The 19023-nt window shown below is 45.8% G+C and carries 12 protein-coding genes and 2 pseudogenes; 9 read left to right on the top strand and 5 right to left on the bottom strand.

Annotated elements, in window-relative coordinates:
• Positions 1–205: 205 nt before the first annotated feature.
• The gene (locus tag EJO50_RS01360) at positions 206–1459 is read right to left on the bottom strand and encodes a 6-phosphofructokinase (protein ID WP_125971226.1); all 1254 of its coding nucleotides are present in this window, start codon (positions 1457–1459) and stop codon (positions 206–208) included.
• A 486-nt stretch (positions 1460–1945) separates the two neighbouring features.
• Between EJO50_RS01360 and EJO50_RS01355 the strand changes: the two are divergent.
• From EJO50_RS01355 to EJO50_RS01325, 6 genes and pseudogenes are all read left to right on the top strand, one after another.
• Positions 1946–4741 (top strand): annotated as a pseudogene (locus EJO50_RS01355) (type VI secretion system Vgr family protein).
• Complete coding sequence (locus EJO50_RS01350; protein WP_125971225.1) at positions 4738–5427, top strand: hypothetical protein; 690 nt, start codon at positions 4738–4740, stop codon at positions 5425–5427. The pseudogene EJO50_RS01355 and the gene EJO50_RS01350 overlap by 4 nt, the downstream one beginning before the upstream one ends.
• On the top strand, positions 5408–5839 hold the full coding sequence (locus tag EJO50_RS01345; RefSeq protein ID WP_125971224.1) for a hypothetical protein: 432 nt from the start codon (positions 5408–5410) through the stop codon (positions 5837–5839). The genes EJO50_RS01350 and EJO50_RS01345 overlap by 20 nt, the downstream gene beginning before the upstream one ends.
• A gap of 238 nt (positions 5840–6077) precedes the next feature.
• Positions 6078–7300 (top strand): annotated as a pseudogene (locus tag EJO50_RS17665) (type VI immunity family protein).
• Positions 7301–7408: 108 nt separating this feature from the next.
• Positions 7409–8122 carry a phospholipase D-like domain-containing protein gene (locus EJO50_RS17635; RefSeq protein ID WP_125971221.1) on the top strand — a complete coding sequence of 238 codons (714 nt, stop codon included), beginning with the start codon at positions 7409–7411 and terminating at the stop codon, positions 8120–8122.
• Between the two features lie 175 nt (positions 8123–8297).
• Positions 8298–9686: a T6SS immunity protein Tli4 family protein gene (locus tag EJO50_RS01325; RefSeq protein WP_125971220.1), complete on the top strand. Its 1389-nt coding sequence runs from the start codon at positions 8298–8300 to the stop codon at positions 9684–9686.
• A 268-nt stretch (positions 9687–9954) separates the two neighbouring features.
• Here the strand turns inward: EJO50_RS01325 and EJO50_RS01320 are convergent, their stop codons facing one another.
• Positions 9955–11568: a methyl-accepting chemotaxis protein gene (locus tag EJO50_RS01320; protein WP_125971219.1), complete on the bottom strand. Its 1614-nt coding sequence runs from the start codon at positions 11566–11568 to the stop codon at positions 9955–9957.
• Between the two features lie 451 nt (positions 11569–12019).
• Complete coding sequence (locus EJO50_RS01315; protein WP_125971218.1) at positions 12020–13483, bottom strand: amino acid permease; 1464 nt, start codon at positions 13481–13483, stop codon at positions 12020–12022.
• A 231-nt stretch (positions 13484–13714) separates the two neighbouring features.
• Between EJO50_RS01315 and EJO50_RS01310 the strand changes: the two genes are divergently transcribed.
• The 3 genes from EJO50_RS01310 (at position 13715) to tsgA (ending at position 17872) form a co-directional block, all read left to right on the top strand.
• Positions 13715–15028 (top strand): Na+/H+ antiporter family protein, encoded by a 1314-nt coding sequence (locus EJO50_RS01310; RefSeq protein WP_125971217.1) that lies wholly within the window; start codon positions 13715–13717, stop codon positions 15026–15028.
• 814 nt (positions 15029–15842) lie between these two features.
• Complete coding sequence (locus EJO50_RS01305) at positions 15843–16673, top strand: purine-nucleoside phosphorylase (RefSeq protein WP_125971216.1); 831 nt, start codon at positions 15843–15845, stop codon at positions 16671–16673.
• A gap of 2 nt (positions 16674–16675) precedes the next feature.
• Complete coding sequence (gene tsgA, locus EJO50_RS01300; protein ID WP_125971215.1) at positions 16676–17872, top strand: MFS transporter TsgA; 1197 nt, start codon at positions 16676–16678, stop codon at positions 17870–17872.
• An 82-nt stretch (positions 17873–17954) separates the two neighbouring features.
• Here the strand turns inward: tsgA and EJO50_RS01295 are convergent, their stop codons facing one another.
• Entirely contained in the window at positions 17955–18467 is a 513-nt protein-coding gene (locus tag EJO50_RS01295) for an FUSC family protein (RefSeq protein WP_164521397.1), read from the bottom strand.
• Positions 18464–18994 carry a hypothetical protein gene (locus EJO50_RS01290; RefSeq protein WP_125971213.1) on the bottom strand — a complete coding sequence of 177 codons (531 nt, stop codon included), beginning with the start codon at positions 18992–18994 and terminating at the stop codon, positions 18464–18466. The genes EJO50_RS01295 and EJO50_RS01290 overlap by 4 nt, the downstream gene beginning before the upstream one ends.
• Positions 18995–19023 lie beyond the last annotated feature (29 nt).

The raw sequence follows: 19023 nt of genomic DNA, 5'->3' as shown, positions 1-19023 counted from the left end.
GGGCCATCTGAGCCCAAATATTCATCATATAATGTAAAACCTATGCCATCCCACCCAGTGCTAAACTGCATCAAAACAGCATCTTCACCGCACAATGGCAGCGCCTTCAAGAAAACACACAGAAATACCGGGTAAGCATGCTACAAGGGCAGAGCACGCTTTAAAAGTCTGCCCTGCCCTTTTTACTAATGCTTGGAAGAGAAATCTACACCGCCGTATTAAACGCTTCCAGCTTGGCTTCTATTACGGAAAAATCCCACACAGGATAAGCCGGTAAACCATTTACATAAGACGGGATCGCCTCACCCATAATCAAAGGTGAAAAATAAGTACGCGCCGCTGGTGAAATATGAAAGCCATTGGCACTGATGTATTCGGCAGGCAAATATTTCTCGTGATTAGCCACTTCTTCCAGCTTCACCGAGCCGATGGTCCAGGTGTAAGGTGCATCGCTGGTGCGAACGATGGTGGGCATAACACCCCGCTCACCGGCCAGTGCAAATTTAACTGCAGCAGTGCCCACGGCCGTGGCCTGATCCACATCCGTTTTGGATGCCATATGGCGCGCTGCACGCTGCAGATAATCGGCCACTGCCCAATGGCATTTATGCCCTTGCGCCGTTTTGATCAGTTGCGCCAGATAAGGCGCAACGCCGCCCAGCTGTGCATGACCAAAGGCATCGGTACCACCTGCTTCGGCTACAAACTTGCCCTCGGCATTTTTAATGCCTTCAGCCGCCACAATCACGCAATAGCCTTCACGGGCGATGGTTTCTTCCACCGCAGCCAGGAAAGTTGCGGCATTAAAGGTAACTTCCGGCAGCAAAATCAGGTGTGGCGGCAGCAGTCTATCAGCACCGGAAGCGAGGCCGCTACTTGCGGCAATCCAGCCGGTGTGCCGCCCCATGACTTCCATAATAAATACTTTGGTGCTGGAGCCGCACATCGACGCCACATCCATACCTGCTTCTCGAATTGACGTGCCTACATATTTGGCCACCGAGCCAAAGCCTGGCGAGCAATCCGAATGCGGCAAGTCGTTATCAATGGTTTTAGGCACATGAATAGCGGTAAGGTCATAGCCAAGGTATTCAGCGTGCGCGGCAATTTTCATGCAGGTATCTGCTGAATCACCACCGCCGTTATAAAACAGATAGCCGATATCATGCGCGGCAAACACTTCAAACAGGCGGGTCAGCTCGCGGCCAAAGCGCAGCTTATGGCGGCAGGAACCAAATGCACCACCGGGAGAGGCGGCCAGCGCGGCCAGATCGGCTTCGCTCATACATGCGGTATCAATTAGCTCTTCGGCCAATACACCTAATACCCCGTTTTTGGCAGCAAACACACGGCCAATCTGATCCGGGTGCGCACGCGCAGCCGCAATCACCGCAGCAGCGGAAGCATTAATCACAGGGGTTACACCACCCGACTGGGCGTAAAGCGCGTTTCTGGCCATGAAAGATCCCAAAAAGATAAATTCTAGGTGCGTATTTTGCGCGCTGCAGCATGTTTAGTCATCGGGGCTTTTTGCATTAGGGTTTTTCAGCATCATTTACAGCACAGCTAACGCGCATAGCCCGTAAAGAACAGAGCCTGTTTCCGGGGTACTATAAGAGTGTTGTGTTGGTTAGTTAGTTAGGCTAAAAAATTGTAATGAACCAGCATAATCCCCACCCTTTTACCTTTCAAACAGACTAGCAAGACGCAGCCTTTCCAAGATAACGCTCTCTTCAAATAAAGAGAAACGGTTCAAAACCAGAACTTGATGGAGCGAAGCACCTCTGGCTAGCAAAAACTACATTACCATTTTTCAGCAGAGCACTAATCTTACAAATATTTATATTTGTACAGAAATGACATCTGCCATCAACTGAAGACCTAATACAGCAAAAATAAAGTCTCATGTAATATACAAAGTTACCCTCAAGCCATTGGTTTCTACATGATCCTTGATCTGCTAGCCTCTTTCGCCGCTGCTTTTAATCAGGATCAGCGCCTCATCTCTCTTCAGCTTGGCGATGGCTCAGTGTGGGGTGAGCAGTTATTGCCCCAGCGCGTAACAGGGAGTGAGGGCATCAATCAGGCATACCGCTACCAGGTCGATTGCTTATCCCCCGACGGTGGCTTAGAGCTTAAATCGCTACTGGGTTTGCCAGTCGTTTTATCTATTGAAAATGCTGATGGCGAGGCGGTTGAGCGCTGTGGGGTCATTAGCCAGGCGCAATTACTCGGCTCCGATGGCGGCTTCGCAAAGTACGCGCTGACAGTAGAACCGCCGTTTGCCTTACTCAGATACCGGCGTACTTCCCGCGTGTTTCAGGATTTATCCGTCCCCGACATTGTGAAACAGGTACTGGCTGAGCATCAGGACAAAAATCCGGTCTTTGCCTCGGTGCAAACGCTGGATTTCAAATTCTCCGGCACGCATTCACCGCGATCCTATTGCTTACAATACCGCGAATCCGATTTCGATTTTCTGACATGATTATTAGCGGAGGAAGGCTTAGCCTGGTTATTTAATCATTTGCCGGGCGATAGTCCTCAGGTTCAGTTGCTTGTGTTTGATGATGCTTTTGCAATTGCGGAAGCGGCAGATCCATTTGTTAGATTTCACAGAGCCGACGCCACGGAAGAGAGCGATAGTCTGACTGAATGGCAGAGCCAGCGGCAAATCGGCAGCAGCAGTGTATCGCTTGCCAGCTTTGATTACAAAGCCACCAACACCAACGAAAGTTTTGATGAAAGTAGCATCGATCAGGGTGATGGCGGCCAGCAGCTGCAGGTAAGTTTTGAAGATTATGACCCGCAATCGCTCTATTCCGCCAGCGACGCGGAAGGCTTAAGCCACTATGCTAACTTGCGTCAGCAGGCATTGGATGCCAAAAAGAAATCCTTTACCGGCTCTGGTACTTTACGCAGCCTGCAGGCCGGGCAGTGGTTCCGCCTGGAAGATCATCCCGCCCACGAATGGGACAGCGCCGAGCAACGTGAGTTTGCCGTTACCGAGCTAAAATTCACCGCCAATAATAATTTGCCCGCTGATTTAACCCAGCAACTTGGTCTGGTTGCGCCAAGCCTATTGGCCGCTGATGTAGCCAAACCTTATGAAGTTAACTTCACAGCCCAAAGGCGCGGCCAGCCGACCGTGCCCGCTTTTGCCCATATCGAACACAGCAAGCCCAAAAGCTTTGGCGTGCAGACCGCCACCGTGGTCGGCCCTGCCGGATCAGAAGTCCACACCGATGAGCAAGGCCGGATAAAAATTCAGCTACATTGGCAGCGTACGGCTGAGCACCCTGAGTTTGGCGCAAACCTGGATGACAAGTCATCCTGCTGGATCCGTGTGGCCTACCCATCGGCAGGTGCAAGCTTTGGGCATCAGTTCATTCCGCGCATCGGTCAGGAAGTGTTAGTTGATTTTATCGAAGGCGACATCGACCGGCCGATTGTCACCGGCGTGGTCCATAACAGTAGCCACCCGGTGCCAGCGTTTAGCGGCGCAGGCGCTCTGCCCGCCAATAAAACGTTATCCGGCATCAAAACCAAAGAGCATGAAGGTGGGCAATACGGTGAGCTGCTGTTTGATGATACCAAGGGCGAAGTGCGAACCAAGTTATCCAGCGAGCATGGTAAAACCCAGCTGAACCTCGGCTATCTGATCCACCCGCGTACCGACGGCAAAGGCGAGCCACGCGGCGAAGGCTTTGAATTACGCAGCGATAAACAAGGTGCCATTCGCGCCAGCGGCTTGCTCATCAGCACCGAAGCCAAGAGTGGAGCCAGCGGCAAGCAGCTAGACCACAGCCCCGCCCAAAGCCAGCTGGAGTCAGCCCTGGCACTGGCTCAAAGCCTGGGTGAAACAGCAACCAATCAGCTTGCCGATACGATTGAAACCGGTGATGGCGATAAAACGGTTAAGCCAGATAACAGCGCAGGTGAAAAAGCCAGCACCGGCCATCTGCACCATCATGTGCATGCCAGTAAAAGCTTCGAGGCAGGCAGCAATGCCGATCAAGATGGCAAAACCAAATCCAAAGAGCAGGCAGGCCAGCAAAAAATCATCCTGCTGCATGGCGAGGATGGCGTAGCGATTACCAGCCCGCAAAGCCAGACACTCACCGCAGGCACCAACCTGGATCTGGTCGCGCAAAGAAACAGCAACCAGACCTCCGGCCGACGCTGGATACATAACGTCGGCCAGCATATCAGCCTGTTTGTAGCCGGGGTAAAAGACAAAGTCGCGTTAAAACTGATCGCCGCCAAAGGCCAGCTGCAAATGCAGGCGCAAAGTGACGACATCGAAATCACCGCCGACAAAAACGTTAAGTTCACCGCGATTAAAGGCAAGGGCCTGTTTAACGCCAAGCAGGAAATCCTGCTTACCGCCGGTGGTGCTTATATCCGCATCAAAGACGGCAAGATCGAGCTGCATGCGCCGGGGAAAGTGAGCATTAAAGGCGGCAGCCATGATTGGGGCGGGCCGAAGAGTATGAATGTTAATTCAATAATTCTTCCAGCACATTTAAGTGAAAAAACATGGATTGAAGTAAAGCTAATTGATGAAGCAGGCCTTCCCTTTTCAAATGAAGAGTATGAATTAATACTACCAGATGGACAGAAGCTATCGGGCAATTTGGATAAGCTAGGAAAAGTGCGAAAAGAACAAATTACACCGGGAGTTGCAGTAATTCGTTTCCCACAACTAGGATTAGAAATCAATACTGAGTCAAAAAAATGACCAAAACAAAAAAAAAGGAAATCCCTCCACAACAAGCTAATAAAGGCTCACAAGCAGTTGCTTCACAAGTTAATACCATTGTTATACAAAAACCAAAAATTGAAATTCTTGTTGGTGGGCCATATAAACTTAATGGAGAAGAGCATAACTATGGCCACACTGCATTAAGAGTAACAACAAACAATATAGATATTATCTACGATTTCGGTAGATATGGTAAAACATGGGGAACAGGAGATAGTGAAGGGGAAGGGGTTTTGAATGTATGGGATAATTTTCAAAAATACATTGCCGCTGAAAATTCATTAGGAAGAAAAACTAGCGGCTTTGTATATAACATTGAAGCACAAAAAGCCGACTTAATAATAAAATGGTACCAGGCACTAATTGAAGGAGGGAAGTTAATGACGAGCAGATCAGGAATGAAACGATATAAAATTCAACATGATTATCATGCCTTGTCATTCAACTGTACAACCATTAGTCTTGATGGTGCCAGAAGAGGCATTGAAGGTATTGATGCTGGATCAGCAAAATTTATTGAGGGTAGGAGCCTGAAATTTAGTGAGAAACTAGCTTCACGAGCGGTTGGGTGGCCAAATAAGCTTTTTATGCCTGCAGATTTACATGCTTTCTTAACATCAAAAAAGGACACAGTTAAAATAAATGAATACAAAAATAAGTAAAAAAATAATTATGGCACTTTTCTTTATATTATTAGTAACCATGGCGTTTTTAATAGGAACAAATAAAATCATGAATAAAGAACCATCAGGAATTTCGATACAATCCCCAATGCTAATTGAATCACCAGAAGAAGGTGCTTATTACCTATTGCCAAAAAACACCACCTTATATTTTAAAAAATCAATGCCAGAAGGGTATTCTCAATATGCATTGTACTTAAATTACAAGGGACCAGAAATACAAGGAGAAAAAACAGAAGGAATAAGCCCTACTTGGATTTACTCTCCAGAAAAGGAAGATGTAACTGATTTAATAAAAAAATATCCACTTACCAAAGAGCAGCTCAAGTCACTACTAAAAATAAATCAATTCACCAAGAACGAATTAATAGAAATTATAAATTCATTATAATAAAAAATAGCTGATGTCAGGATAAAGTTAAATTCACTTTATTTAGCTCTAAAAACATTATATATAGTAGTATCTAGGTTTGTTCTGACCCAGTTATTTAGAATAAAATTTACCGCTTTACAAAAAAATGTGCAGAAAAACTGATCGGCCATTAATGCCTCAGCAAGAGTAGTGCTACCCATACTATGGAAACGGCAGTAGGCGCATCTAACTTAGCCGCAGCACAAGGGAAAAAACCATGAATGAATTAGAGAAACTCCGCCATTACCGTGCCGATATTACTTATTTTGAAGAAAGTACCGACCTGTGCACTTTATGCCCTGCAATTGGAGCATCGTTTTACTTTGATGGCGGTGAAACTGCCGAAGGTAAACAGCGTTTGGCTGAATGCGTCGATTATTATCAGCAATTATTTGGCAAACACCTTAAAGCTGGGCTAATTACAGATAAGAATGAAAATGCAAAAAATATTCAATTTAGCAAAAAAATACCATCACCCATGGAGCATTTTTCTAAATATTCAGATGATGGTTGCATAGAGTGGGTCATTACAGGATCTCCGGCCCTTGAAGTTGCTTCTCCTTATTGGGTTGAAGCAGTGACGGCAAGGAAATGGGAAATAAGTGTGCGCCAAACAAAATCATTTTTTCAATTCTCCCTGCCTTTAAGTTATGCAAAAGAAAAAAAATATTTAATGACTTATTCATATTTGTGGTTTCTAAATTAAATCCAACCTTAGCCTTTGCGAATGCTGCGACTTGCCTGCCATACGAAGATTACAAATGGCAATTTAATGAGTTTGATGCTTTACAACGATTCTACTGTTTAATGCCATTTAGAAGAGACTATTTTTCTATAGATAAATTAGGGGCATTTATTAATGGTGCCAATTGGATTACATGTTTGAATGAAGTTCATATTGCACAATTAGGTGGTCTGGATAACGTTAAAAACGCCCTTCATCATGAGTCAATAAAAATAACAAATATTGGAGATAATTGTTTAATAAAGATAGGTGAGTACCCAAATATCGCCCCCATAACCGAAGGCATTCCCCCTTTATATAAAATGGTGAGCGATTTTTTACGCCCTATCCGTGTAGAGTCTTTAGGCTCCTTACATAATGGCTCTTTAAATGGCTCCATTAATTTTGACCCAAGAACAACTGATTTATGGCTGCGTCGCTTTGATGAGCCAGGCATTTGGCCGCCCTATCCAGATAATATTCAGTTTTATGGGCTAGGTGAAGCTGACGAAGTAGATGCTGAAGAAACCGTAGAAATGATTGATTTACTGAAGCAACGAGTGCCAGCCAATAATCCATGCCCACAATCAGGCTACTGGTACACCCCAGCCAAACAAAACAGCCGTACATTATTTAGATCTAGTGAATTAATGCCAGACTTCCCTGCGTCTACATATGGAGCAACGATTTGGTATTGGGATGCTAATCAAGAATAGCTTAGTAAGCAGGAATTAATCATTCAGAATATAGAATAACTGAGGTCTGAGTAAAGTTAAACCCACTGTCTTTTGCTCTGAGAGCATTAAGCATAGTAGGATTTAAATTTGTTCTGTCCCCTGTTATTCGAGCAAATTTATGTACACAGTAAACTACTGATTGCGGATGACCGCGTGGCCATATTAGGCAGTGCCAATATAAATGATCGCAGCATGATGGGAGATGGTGATTCTGAATTGGCGGTTATTATTCGTGATGATAGCCCAGTACACATTAAACTAGATGGTAAAAACCCTGTGCCGGTTAGCCTGTGCGTCCATCAGCTGCGCAGCAAGCTATGGAAAAAAATATTTGGTCTGGCAGGAGGAGAAACACCAGCCAGTGATTTAGCCTCAGTGATAGAGCAGCCTATAAATCCAGCAACCTGGAAGGATATTCAAAAAGTCGCACAAGATAATTTAAAAGCCTATCAAACCGCCTTTCTCTTTACGCCTCAGTCTGATTTAGATGTCAACTCTATTTGGCCTACATGGGATAAGGCCAGCATGCGTATGCATAGCCGCATGCCCTTTGACCCAGCTTTTTGGCGGGTTGAAACAGCCATTGACCGGCAAAGTTTACATAGTTGGGATGCATCAAAAAATGTAATAGAGAAAAAACCTCAAGGCGTAAAAGGATTTATTGTGGCATTACCCATAGGCTGGCTAAAAAATGAAAACAATTTATCCGGCATTAATTTAACCTTGCTGGCAGATAATCAAGCCCCAGATCATTCTACAACGCTTGCAATGCAATCACAGCCGCCAACGGTTACAGGATAATTTGATGAATTTAATTATTCCCCGGTATTTTATTCATCTTTTGATCAATAGCTTTATTTGTGCCTATGGTGAGCCATAGAGCCAACAATTAGATATGAAAACGGCTAATTATCAGCAGATTATAGGAATAAACGGGCCATCTAATGATTACGCCCCACTGTAAAAGGATCATTCCATGAATAAAAAAATCATTCGCCATTTTGTCACCGCCCTGGCTAGCTCTTTTTCTTTGAGCGCTTGCGGTGAGGCCCCAAAGCATATAGAGCCAGGCTACCCACGCCCAGAAGATTATATTGCGGTACAAAACTTGGCCTATCAGGCCCCTGCCAGCGCAAAATCAGAATGCCTGGGGCGTATGCAATTTGATGTGCAGCACCCATTAGAATGGCCCGTTAATGATGAGCATAACTTAGCTAATGGCCCAGGATTTACTCATGGCATTAACACCTATCGCATAGTCGGAGAAGGCATACAGATTAATGGAATTGAAATAAAAGTTTTTAAGCCTGAAATAATTAATTCCAACCTAAATAATAGCGAGTATAATATTGGGCATTCTTTAGAAAATATGAGTTCATTAGGATTAATTGGGAAAACATCAACATTAAAAAAATTACATTCAGACCTTGAAACTGTTAATGACATTTACGAATCAAGAGTTGAAAGAAAAAAAACGGACGTCGACAATTACATCAATTTAGAAGAAGCACTTGCTGATAAAAACAAGAGTATTAAAGAAATTGAAGAACATATCGCCTATATCGAAAAAAACTGGCGTGAAGTTGATACCGGCCTGCCCGATAGCAGTGCATATTGGGAAGAGGAGCAAGCCAAGCTAGATATGAGCCGTGAAAAAATGAAACCTCCCTACGTCACCTATAATGCCTATGTTTGGCGTGCTCCCTATATGTATATTTTCACCATAAAAGGCGCATTTCCTAAAGCGGATATTGAGGGGAAAATGCAAAAAGTATTAAAGAACTTTCGCGCTCGCTCTTTATATGAAATACCCAAGGAACAAGGGTTATGTATCCCATTTGGCTTTATTGCCGATCAAGGCGATTTAAGTAATAAAATTGGCCTGAGTTTTCGCCACCCAGATGCACTGGGCGTGCTCTATAACATCCATCTTGAATATGTTCCTGAGGGTGGTTTCTTGGGGGCTGGCGCACTTGAATCAGCCACCCGGGCAGGTATTGGTTTATTTGGCGGCTCACAACTAGCAGAATATAAAGCCACCATCAGCCAAATAATTGGCCCGCGCGGCGCAGATATTGGGGGGCTGGCCTCATCGGAAGGTGGCGTTGCCTATAAAATACAGCAGAAAAAAAATGCTATTGAAGAGGCTTACGGGGTGTACACCGAATTTGATGGCCGTATGGGTTCACAAGTTTTGCCATTAATTAAATTAGAGCTGGCAACCGTTCCGCGTGGACGATACCCATTACTCACAAAAAACCCGCCTCCATTTGCAGAAAGTATGTCTCGCTACGATGCATTTAAAAAATCGATTCGTCTGCGCCCTACTACTCCTCAAATGCCTGAGCTTATGGTTAATAAATAAACACGGGCTATAAAATACCAAAACACTGTTTTGGTATTTTTTTCAGAGCGACTTTAATCGTGATAGACCTGCAACTTGACGACAGGCCAGTGCGAGGGTGTTTAGATGAGCCATGGGGCTACTCTTGCGCTTGCGCGCTGTTTTGGACAAAAATTCGCACCTCAATCAAAACGGGTAACCCCATCTTCTGGCAAGGCTTACTGTCATATCATTCCTGAACTTTACAGCCAGCCCGAATTAAGCAAGCATTCGGGCTGCCCAATAACCGTTACACCCGGTAATAAGCAATTGCAGCATCCAGCTCGCTGCTTAGCAGCCGTAAGCGCTCTCCTTCATTCGCCGTATTTTGAGCAACAGAGCTGCTTTCTTCGGACATTAAAGCGACCCGCTCTACCTGCTGCGCCATCATGCTGCTGGCTGAGCTTTGCTCACGCATGGATTCGCTGATCTCACTGACCTGCGCAACGACCTGATCCGCACTCTGGCAAATGCTTGCAATCGCCATACTCGCTTCCTGAGCGCACTGCACCCCATGCTCAACTTGCTTAACCGTTTGTTGCATGCTTAAAACCGTCGCATTCGCCTCGCTTTGAATGGCGTCCACCGTTGTGATGATCTCTTGTGTTGAAAGGCTTGTGCGCTCGGCAAGCTTGCGAACTTCATCTGCAACCACAGCAAAACCACGCCCCAGATCGCCCGCTCGGGCGGCTTCAATAGCAGCATTAAGCGCTAATAAATTGGTTTGATCGGCAATATCTTTAATCACGTTGACCACGTTATTAATGCTGGCTGTACGCTCTTTCAATGATTCAATTTGCCCTGCAGAAATACCAACATCTGCAGCAATTTGCTGAATACTCTGAATAGTGCTTTCAATAATGTCACCACCGCTTGCGGCCATCCTGCCCGCTTCGCGCGCAGTGCGATCGCATTGGCTGCTCCGATCTGCAACCAGCCCGATACTGACAGTTACTTCTTCAACCCCGGCTGCCATACTTGATGCTGCTCCACTTACATTCTGTGATGCATCAGACAACTCATTACTGCCAAGAGACAACTTGCTCGCAGTACCTGTAACATCATGCCCAATTCGATGTAGCTGTTGCAAACTGCCTTGCAATGTATCCAGTAAGCCATTTAAAGCATTTAATGAGTCGGCAATTTCATCCTTCCCCGTTACCTTCATGCGCTGGGTAAAATCGTAATTTGTCCCTAAATCAACAAGAAACTGACGTAAATCCTGTAATGGCTTTTTAATTCCCCGGGTAATCCAAATGCCTAAAACAAAAGCTAAAAATAATAAAGCAGATCCCACCATTAATGATGTAGTAATTGCACTGGAGATTAATGCTTTCACCTCATGACTAGCCTCTTGGGAATAATCGCTATTATGTTTTTTTGCAATTTCCAAGACCGTAGCAAACTTTTCGGCCTGTGGAGAGACATGTTTGGAAACATAATCACTCGCCTCCTCGGGAGGGAAAGAAAGCGAAAAACGTGCACCTTCTGCAATGAGAGATTTTAAAATGGCAAACTCTGCTATGGCTGTAGCCAGATTTTTACGATCAATATCATCATCGGCAAATTTCTCATAACTTTGTAATAAACGATCAATGTCTGTCAGCAAATTTTGTATTTTATTGATTTTTTCCTGTTTCTGCTGAGGATCGGCCTCAATAATATGGCTTAACTCCAAGCGACGAACCCCCATAAAGGCAAGCTCGGCATCATTGAGTGTCTCCAGAGATGGCATTACATTTTCCACCACCTCTTCAACCAGCTCATTAATTGCATTCAGCTTTAAAAAACCGACCGTAATCAGCAGCAATATGGATATGGCTGCAGTTGCCACCAATAAAGTGAGGCGGTGAGTAATTTTCAAGGTTATTTTCCAAAAATAAATGATTAAAAAAACACCTCACAATCTAATCTTTTTAGACTTTCCCTGTAAGATCTTTGACTTCACCAGGCGTGCACTACGCCATGTTCTATAAAGAAACTATTCTCATTCTCTACAAATAATAGAAAATCTATCCAAAGCCAACCTATTATTACGAACTTTATCAATTTTGTATCAATTAAATCTGGCCTGGGCCTGCTGATATTTAATTCACGGGCCAGCGTAATTATGAATCAAACATCAACAGCCTTTAACCACTTACTCAAAATCATTATAAATACCGTAAAACCCAGCCCCTATCTACTTTAGGAGCAGATACGGCCCGGGCTAACGAAGGTAGTTTATGGGTGAATACTGCCTGTATAACCAAAGCGAGGCATCACCACACAAAACGGCATCCGCCACAATACAAGCCCGGTAAAGCATACCGTGCTTAATCCCGCTGACTATCTAAATCCATCGTTGCCAAAGATACAAATTTACTTTTATTTTTGTATTTATAGCCAAACCATATTGCTAAAAAGAGAGGGATACCAATATAGGTTGCTGTAACACTGGCCCAATCAATATTACCCGCCATAAAGGCCTGATAATTCTGGCCCAGCATAATCACCATACAAAGTGCAAACGCAAATAGCGGCCCCATAGGATAAAAACGTGAGCGATAAGGCAGCGCGCTTAAATCACGCCCCTGGGCAATATAGCCTTTACGAAAGCGATAATGACAAACAGCAATCCCCAGCCATGCAATAAAGCCAGTCATACCCGAGGTGTTCAATAACCACAGATAAACAGTTTTATCGCCAAAAATAGAGGCAAAAAAGCACAGCATACCTACAACTGTAGTGGCGTAAAGCGCATTTCTTGGCACACCATTATTGGATAATTTAGCAAATAACTTTGGCGCCTTACCTTCGGTGGCTAAGGAATACAGCATGCGTGTCGATGCATACATGCCTGAATTACCTGCCGATAAAATGGCGGTTAAAATCACGGTATTCATTAGGCTGGCGGCAAAAGCAATCCCGGCATTTTTAAATACCAGAGTAAATGGGCTCACGCCAATATCGGAAACATCGCCCTTTAATAGATTAGGGTCGGTATAGGGAATCAAGAGGCCAATAATTAAAATGGCAAATACATAAAACAACAGAATGCGCCAGAATACCTGCTTAATGGCGCGGGGAATGTCTCTTTCCGGATTAGCCGACTCACCTGCAGCAATACCAATTAACTCGGTGCCCTGAAAAGAGAATCCGGCAATCATTGCCACCCCGAGCATGGCGGGGAAGCCTCCTACAAACGGCGCATCGCCCAAGGTGAAGTTTTCCAGCCCCACCGTGTGGCTGCCTTTCATAATGCCAAACACCATAAAGAGGCCGGTGCCGATAAATACAATCACCGTAACGACTTTAATGAGAGAAAACCAGTATTCTGCCTCGCCAAAGCCTTTTACCGAGATAAAATTCAGCGCAAACATAATCCCCAGAAATAAGGCGCTCCACAGCATGCCGGAGCTGTCAGGGAACCAGAATTTCATCACCATGCTGGCCGCAGCCAGCTCTACTGCAATGGTCACTGCCCAGTTGTACCAGTAGTTCCAGCCCAGCGCAAAACCAAAGCCCGGCTCGACAAATTTAGCACCGTAGGTCGAAAAAGAACCGGACACCGGCATATAGGCAGCCATTTCAGCCAGGCTGGTCATCAAAAAATAAACCATCAGGCCGATCACGGCGTAGGCCAGCAAGGCACCACCGGGCCCGGCCTGTGCAACGGTTGCACCAGAAGCCACAAATAGCCCCGTACCAATCGATCCGCCAATGGCGATCATGGTGAGATGGCGGGTGCGTAAATTACGCTTTAAGCCGTGGGCCTGACTTGTATCTTCTCCAATCATTACGTCTTCCTTTTCTAGCATTAAAGCGCTTTAAAACATTACAGAATACGGCAAAAAAATCCGCTTCAATCCTAAGCGGCGGGCGCGTGATGCTAGCATCAGAAAATCATTTATTACACAGATAAATACAGAATCGGGAATAAAACCGTTTTATGAAAAGTTCATTATTTCTCTAAGCAAAAAATCCCATCGCGGGTTAAAGTCCGTTTTTTTTCCCCACCGAATCCACTTATGAATGCCGTCTTAATTGCCGTCACGCTGATGCTGGCACTCTCTCTTAGCCGTGTTAATGTGGTGATCAGCATTTTAATCAGCGCCATGGCAGGCGGTCTGTTTGGCGGGCTAAATATTGCACAAACGCTTGCTGCTTTTAATTCCGGGCTGGGAGGCGGAGCAGGTATTGCTTTGTCTTATGCTCTTCTGGGTGCATTTGCACTGGCACTGGCTGGCTCAGGCCTGCCCCACGCCATGGCCGATGGCCTGGCCAGGCTGGCGCAGCAAAGCAGTACCGGGACCAAAATAAAATGGGGGATCATTCTGGCCCTCCTTTGCCTTGCCATTGCCTCACAAAATATTCTGCCTATTCATATTGCCTTTATCCCACTGGTAGTTCCGCCACTACTCTATAGCCTGGCCAAGCTGAAGGTTGATCGTCGTTTGCTCGCCTGTATTCTGACATTTGGTCTGGTCACCCCCTATATGGTTTTCCCTGTTGGTTTTGGCGAGATTTTTCTGCAGCAGATTTTGCTCGGCAATATTGTAAAATCGGGCCTGGATGCCAGTCATGTAGATGTAATGCACGCGATGGCACTGCCCGCACTAGGCATGTTGACAGGCTTACTGATCGCCGTATTTATCAGCTACCGTAAACCCCGCCAGTACAATATCGGTGCCATTGCTGCGGTAGAGCGTGAAGATGTGCACTACAGCCCCCGCAGCCTTTGCGTAGCGGCCCTCGCAATGATAGGCACTTTCATCACCCAGCTTTATGCTGATTCCATGCTGTTTGGTGCACTGGTCGGCTTTATAATCTGTGTGCTCGGTGGTGCAGTACCACTTAATAAAGCCGATAGTATTTTTGCTGAAGGCATGAAGATGATGGCGGGTATTGGCCTGATTATGATTGCTGCTTCTGGCTTTGCCGAAGTACTTAAAGCCACGGGGGACGTCACCAGCCTGGTTGAGCACTCCATGCAATATATTGGCGGCAACAAAGCACTGGCGGTATTTTTAATGCTGCTGGTTGGCCTGGTGGTTACACTGGGAATCGGTTCTTCTTTCTCTACCGTACCTATTCTCGCCACCATCTATGTACCGCTGGCCATGCAGTTGAATTTAAGCGCTGAAGCCATTGTCTGCCTGATTGGTACCGCCGGGGCACTGGGGGATGCAGGCTCGCCCGCTGCCGATTCCACACTGGGGCCAACAGCAGGCTTAAATATCGACGGCCAGCATGACCATATGTGGGACACTGTAGTGCCAACTTTCCTGCACTTTAATCTGCCTGTACTCGCTTTTGGCTGGGTAGCGGTAATGATTCTGTAATACAGGCAAACACCTCCTTGGCGCAAGCCAGCTTAAGTTTTGCAGGAGAGGCCAGCTTGCGCCGCTCCTGCTCCCCCATTTTACTGGTTTTGCCAAGCCAGAGCTAAAAACACAAAAAAGAGCGGATTAAATCGTCACCCCCGAATATTTACCCGGGATCTGACGCAGAGACTGCATTCTTTTCCTAATACTTCACCAGGCACTCACTCAAGCCTCATAAAAACCAGATGAATAAATGTTTGTATGTGTTTATCTATTAAGACAAACCTTACATTTAATCTATAAATGGCAAGTACGTGATTGATTACATAAGGTATGTAAAATACTAGCGATTTAATTAAGTAGTAAGTAATTACTTTTTTGTTGTTCTAATTAACAGATTAAAGACTATCTCGGCGGACCTGATCAGTGATTGATCAATCTCTAAAGCAATAAAATGAGGCTGCTCGGATTAAGAACCATTACTAACTCTCGGCAGAGGTGAAAAACAAGCCTACGTTTACCAAATGCACGCAAAAGGTAATTTATTGCATTTAATAATTTATTTTTTTAATTACTTCACAGCGTAATTACTTCACCCTATGCCTGTAAGCAAGTGCTTAATAGAGAATCGCCCCTTTTAAAAAATAAACTCCCTTATCTCTCTATTCATTTAATAAACAAAAACCCGTATAATCTGAATCAGACAGACTTGATTTAAAACAACTCAGACTTTAAATCAATCGATTACAAATATGCGATTGAAGAGCTTAAGTAAACCAGCCATTTTTAAAACACACCAAATAACCCAAAATACTTCAACAGGATTTCAACCATGAATAACGTTCGTCATGAAGAAGCCAAGCTTTCTGCCGCTCATCTGCAAAAAGCTTTCAGCCATGCCATCCCGCAAACAGCCGTTATTCTGGGCTCCGGTTTAGGCGACTTCACTAAAATTATTAAAGTGCTAGAAAGTATTTCTTACGGTGATATTCCGCATTTTCCACAATCTTCCGTAGCGGGCCATAAGGGCAAACTGACCATTGCCGAAGTGGCAGATGGCAAGAATGTCCTGATTATGGAAGGCCGCTTTCATTACTACGAAGGCTACACCCCACAGGAAGTGACTTTCCCGATTGCTGTATTTAAAGAGCTGGGCATTAAGCAGCTGATCGTCAGCAATGCAGCAGGTGGCTGCAACCCAAGCTTTACCGCAGGTGACATCATGATTATTGATGATCATATCAACCTAACCGGTAATCATCCGCTGATCGGCAAAAACGATGATGCTGCAGGCCCGCGTTTTCTGGACCAGACTGCCCCCTACTCACCACGCCTGATTGCGCTGGCTGAATCTCTGGCTGCTGAATCGGGTGTTACGCCCAAGAAAGGCACGTATGTGAAGATGACCGGCCCCACTTACGAAACACGCGCTGAAATTAAAATGGTTCAGTCCTACGGCGCAGACTCAGTCGGTATGTCGACCGTTTACGAAGTAATCATGGCAAATTACTTTGGCATGGAAGTGCTGGGTATTTCCTGCATTACCAATATGGCGACGGGCCTCGCTAAAACCCATCATAATCATGCAGCCGTAGTCGATGTGGCCAACAGCGTGTCCGAGAAGTTTTCTAAGTGGGTTAAAAACATTGTGGTGGCTCTGTAATCATGGATATCCAAAAAGACTCCAAGCTCAGGATGAACCTGATCGCTTATGTATGTTATTTCTTTACCGGTGCTTTAATTACCACCCTGGGCCTCGTGCTTGGGCCGGTGTCTGCGGCATTTAATAAAGACCCCGGCTTTATCGGCCAGATGTTTACCCTGCTAAACTTTGGCCTCTTTGTGCCCATTTTGATCGGTGGTGTGCTGATGCAGAAATACAGCATCAAATCACTGCTGGCAATTGCTTCTGCTGTCACCATCGCGCTGACTGTCGTGCTTACCGTTGTACCGTCGATCACGCTGTTTGGCTTTACCGTACTGATGATCGGTGCCGCAGCCGGTATCACTATGGCCGTGGGTAGCTATCTGGTGGTGCGGATTAATCCGGACCCTAAAGATCGCTCGTCCAGCCTGATTTTTACCGACTTTTTCTTCAGCTTTGCAGGTGTGGTATTGCCGGTGATTCTGGGCTACCTGTTTAAGCACAACGCCAGCTGGCTGGTAATGTATTTCCTGATGTCGGCAATTTCTCTACTCCTGATTGTGTTGATCGCTAAGGCGAAATTCCCAAGCGTAGAGCGTAGTATGAAAGCCGAAGATGGTGCGGCCATCAAAGAGCCTTGGGGCAAAGCCATTTACTACGTGTGTTTTGCAGCTTTTGCATTTATTTATGCCGAGCTGGTATTCACCATGTGGCTGCCAACTTATCTGCAAGATGCCGTAAAACTGCCTGTAGATACCGCAGCACTTTATGTAACGCTTTACTGGGGCTCCAAGGCCACTGGCCTGTGGCTGAACCATTACACCGTACGCTACGTACAACTGCGTACCTTCCTGATCGCATCTGCCATCATCGGTACAGCCAGCATCGCGACCATCGCCAATGTGCCGCAAGCAACGACTATCGGCATTGCACTGGTTAGCTTTGGCTTTTTTAACTCGGGCATTTACTCTGGCCTGATCAGCTACGGCAGCTTGCAGGTTAAAGTGTCTCCTCCAAGCCTGATCTCCACCATCCTGACTTGCGGCTCGGTAGGTACTTTGATTTTTGCTTCTGTTTCAGCGTATATCTTCTCCAACTACGGCCTGCACTGGGCGCTGAATTCTTCCGTAATCGTGTATGTATTTGCACTGATCGGGATTATTCTGGCAGGCTCATGCAGCAAAGCAGAAGAGTTACACGGTAAGCTTGGCCTCTAAGCTTCGCGCCATAAAAAAAATGCCCCAAGAATTTTTCTGGGGCGTTTTTTGTCTGTCTGGCAACGATTTAAAACTCCTCTAATTAATCTGCTTTAAGCTGTTTCTTACGTTTTCTATCAAAGTAATCGGGCTTAAAGCGGATAAACAACAGCGTACCCATGCCGGATAGAACACAGCCGATAATGGTGTTTTCTACCCTCGCTCGCACCAAGGTATGGTGCTCACCGCCAAAATCTAACAAGACCATCACCAGCGCGGTAATCGGAATCACTGCCAGCCAGTAATTACGCTCTAAAAACATCGGCGTAATCGCTGCCAATACCACCACCATCACAGCTAATTGCCATTCAGCCTGAAAGAAATATAAAACAGCCCAGCCTAATAAAGCCCCAATCACCGAGCCAATCAAGCGCTGCACCATGCGATCAATAGTCAGCTTATTATCATAAACCGTCACCAGCACCACAGTTAGCGGCACCCAGTAAGCACGCTCAAGCCCAAGCCCATAGCCTATCAGGTAGGCCAGTACCACTTTGGCGGCAAAATAAAAAGCAAAAATAGAATTGTTATGATTGCGCCGCAGCAAACGACTCATTGCCTCAAAGAGCATCGGGCCGTTTTTAGGTTCAGGCGCACGAAACAGGTACCGGTCCAGCAGCACAGCAAAAATACCTGAAGCCCCCCCAGTAATAGATACGTACCGCCCAAAGGAGAAAGCAAGGGCGCACTATCACCAAATAGAAAAGCAATCAGCCAGTACTTGCTCATCATTTCTACAGAGTTACCCGCGCCTTGCAACCAGCCGGTAAAAATAGCAAAGGCCAGTAAAAAAGCCAGCGGCGCACCCTGCACATAATGCCCGGCGACCCCGGCAATCCCTGCCAGCAACATACCCACCGTCATATAGACCATGACGGTAATCCGCTCCGAAGTATGGCCGCCATTATCAACAAACATAGTGTAAAACCCGGCTACAGCCCCATACACTGCCGGCAAAAACTCCCCCCGCAGCAGCGCAATGGCCAGGGGCAAGCCAACCGCAATCATTACCCGCAACACCCGTCTCCACGGGATACCCTGCTGCGGTTTAATCGCCAGCATCTGAACCAGCTGAGTCTGCATATGCACCCCTTTAAAATAAGCGAGGGAAT

The sequence above is a fragment of the Iodobacter ciconiae genome (genome assembly GCF_003952345.1).
Classification (GTDB): Bacteria; Pseudomonadota; Gammaproteobacteria; order Burkholderiales; family Chitinibacteraceae; genus Iodobacter; species Iodobacter ciconiae.
The sequence above is the reverse complement of the archived record's forward strand: the minus strand, read 5'-3'. Positions and strand labels throughout refer to the sequence as shown.

Coding starts and splice junctions, on each gene's coding strand:
- EJO50_RS01325 (WP_125971220.1), top strand. CDS start 8,298: ATGAATAAAAAAATCATTCGCCATTTTGTCACCGCCCTGGCTAGCTCT.
- EJO50_RS01290 (WP_125971213.1), bottom strand. CDS start 18,994: ATGCAGACTCAGCTGGTTCAGATGCTGGCGATTAAACCGCAGCAGGGT.
- EJO50_RS01295 (WP_164521397.1), bottom strand. CDS start 18,467: ATGAGTCGTTTGCTGCGGCGCAATCATAACAATTCTATTTTTGCTTTT.
- EJO50_RS01345 (WP_125971224.1), top strand. CDS start 5,408: ATGAATACAAAAATAAGTAAAAAAATAATTATGGCACTTTTCTTTATA.
- EJO50_RS01350 (WP_125971225.1), top strand. CDS start 4,738: ATGACCAAAACAAAAAAAAAGGAAATCCCTCCACAACAAGCTAATAAA.
- EJO50_RS01310 (WP_125971217.1), top strand. CDS start 13,715: ATGAATGCCGTCTTAATTGCCGTCACGCTGATGCTGGCACTCTCTCTT.
- tsgA (WP_125971215.1), top strand. CDS start 16,676: ATGGATATCCAAAAAGACTCCAAGCTCAGGATGAACCTGATCGCTTAT.
- EJO50_RS01360 (WP_125971226.1), bottom strand. CDS start 1,459: ATGGCCAGAAACGCGCTTTACGCCCAGTCGGGTGGTGTAACCCCTGTG.
- EJO50_RS01305 (WP_125971216.1), top strand. CDS start 15,843: ATGAATAACGTTCGTCATGAAGAAGCCAAGCTTTCTGCCGCTCATCTG.
- EJO50_RS01315 (WP_125971218.1), bottom strand. CDS start 13,483: ATGATTGGAGAAGATACAAGTCAGGCCCACGGCTTAAAGCGTAATTTA.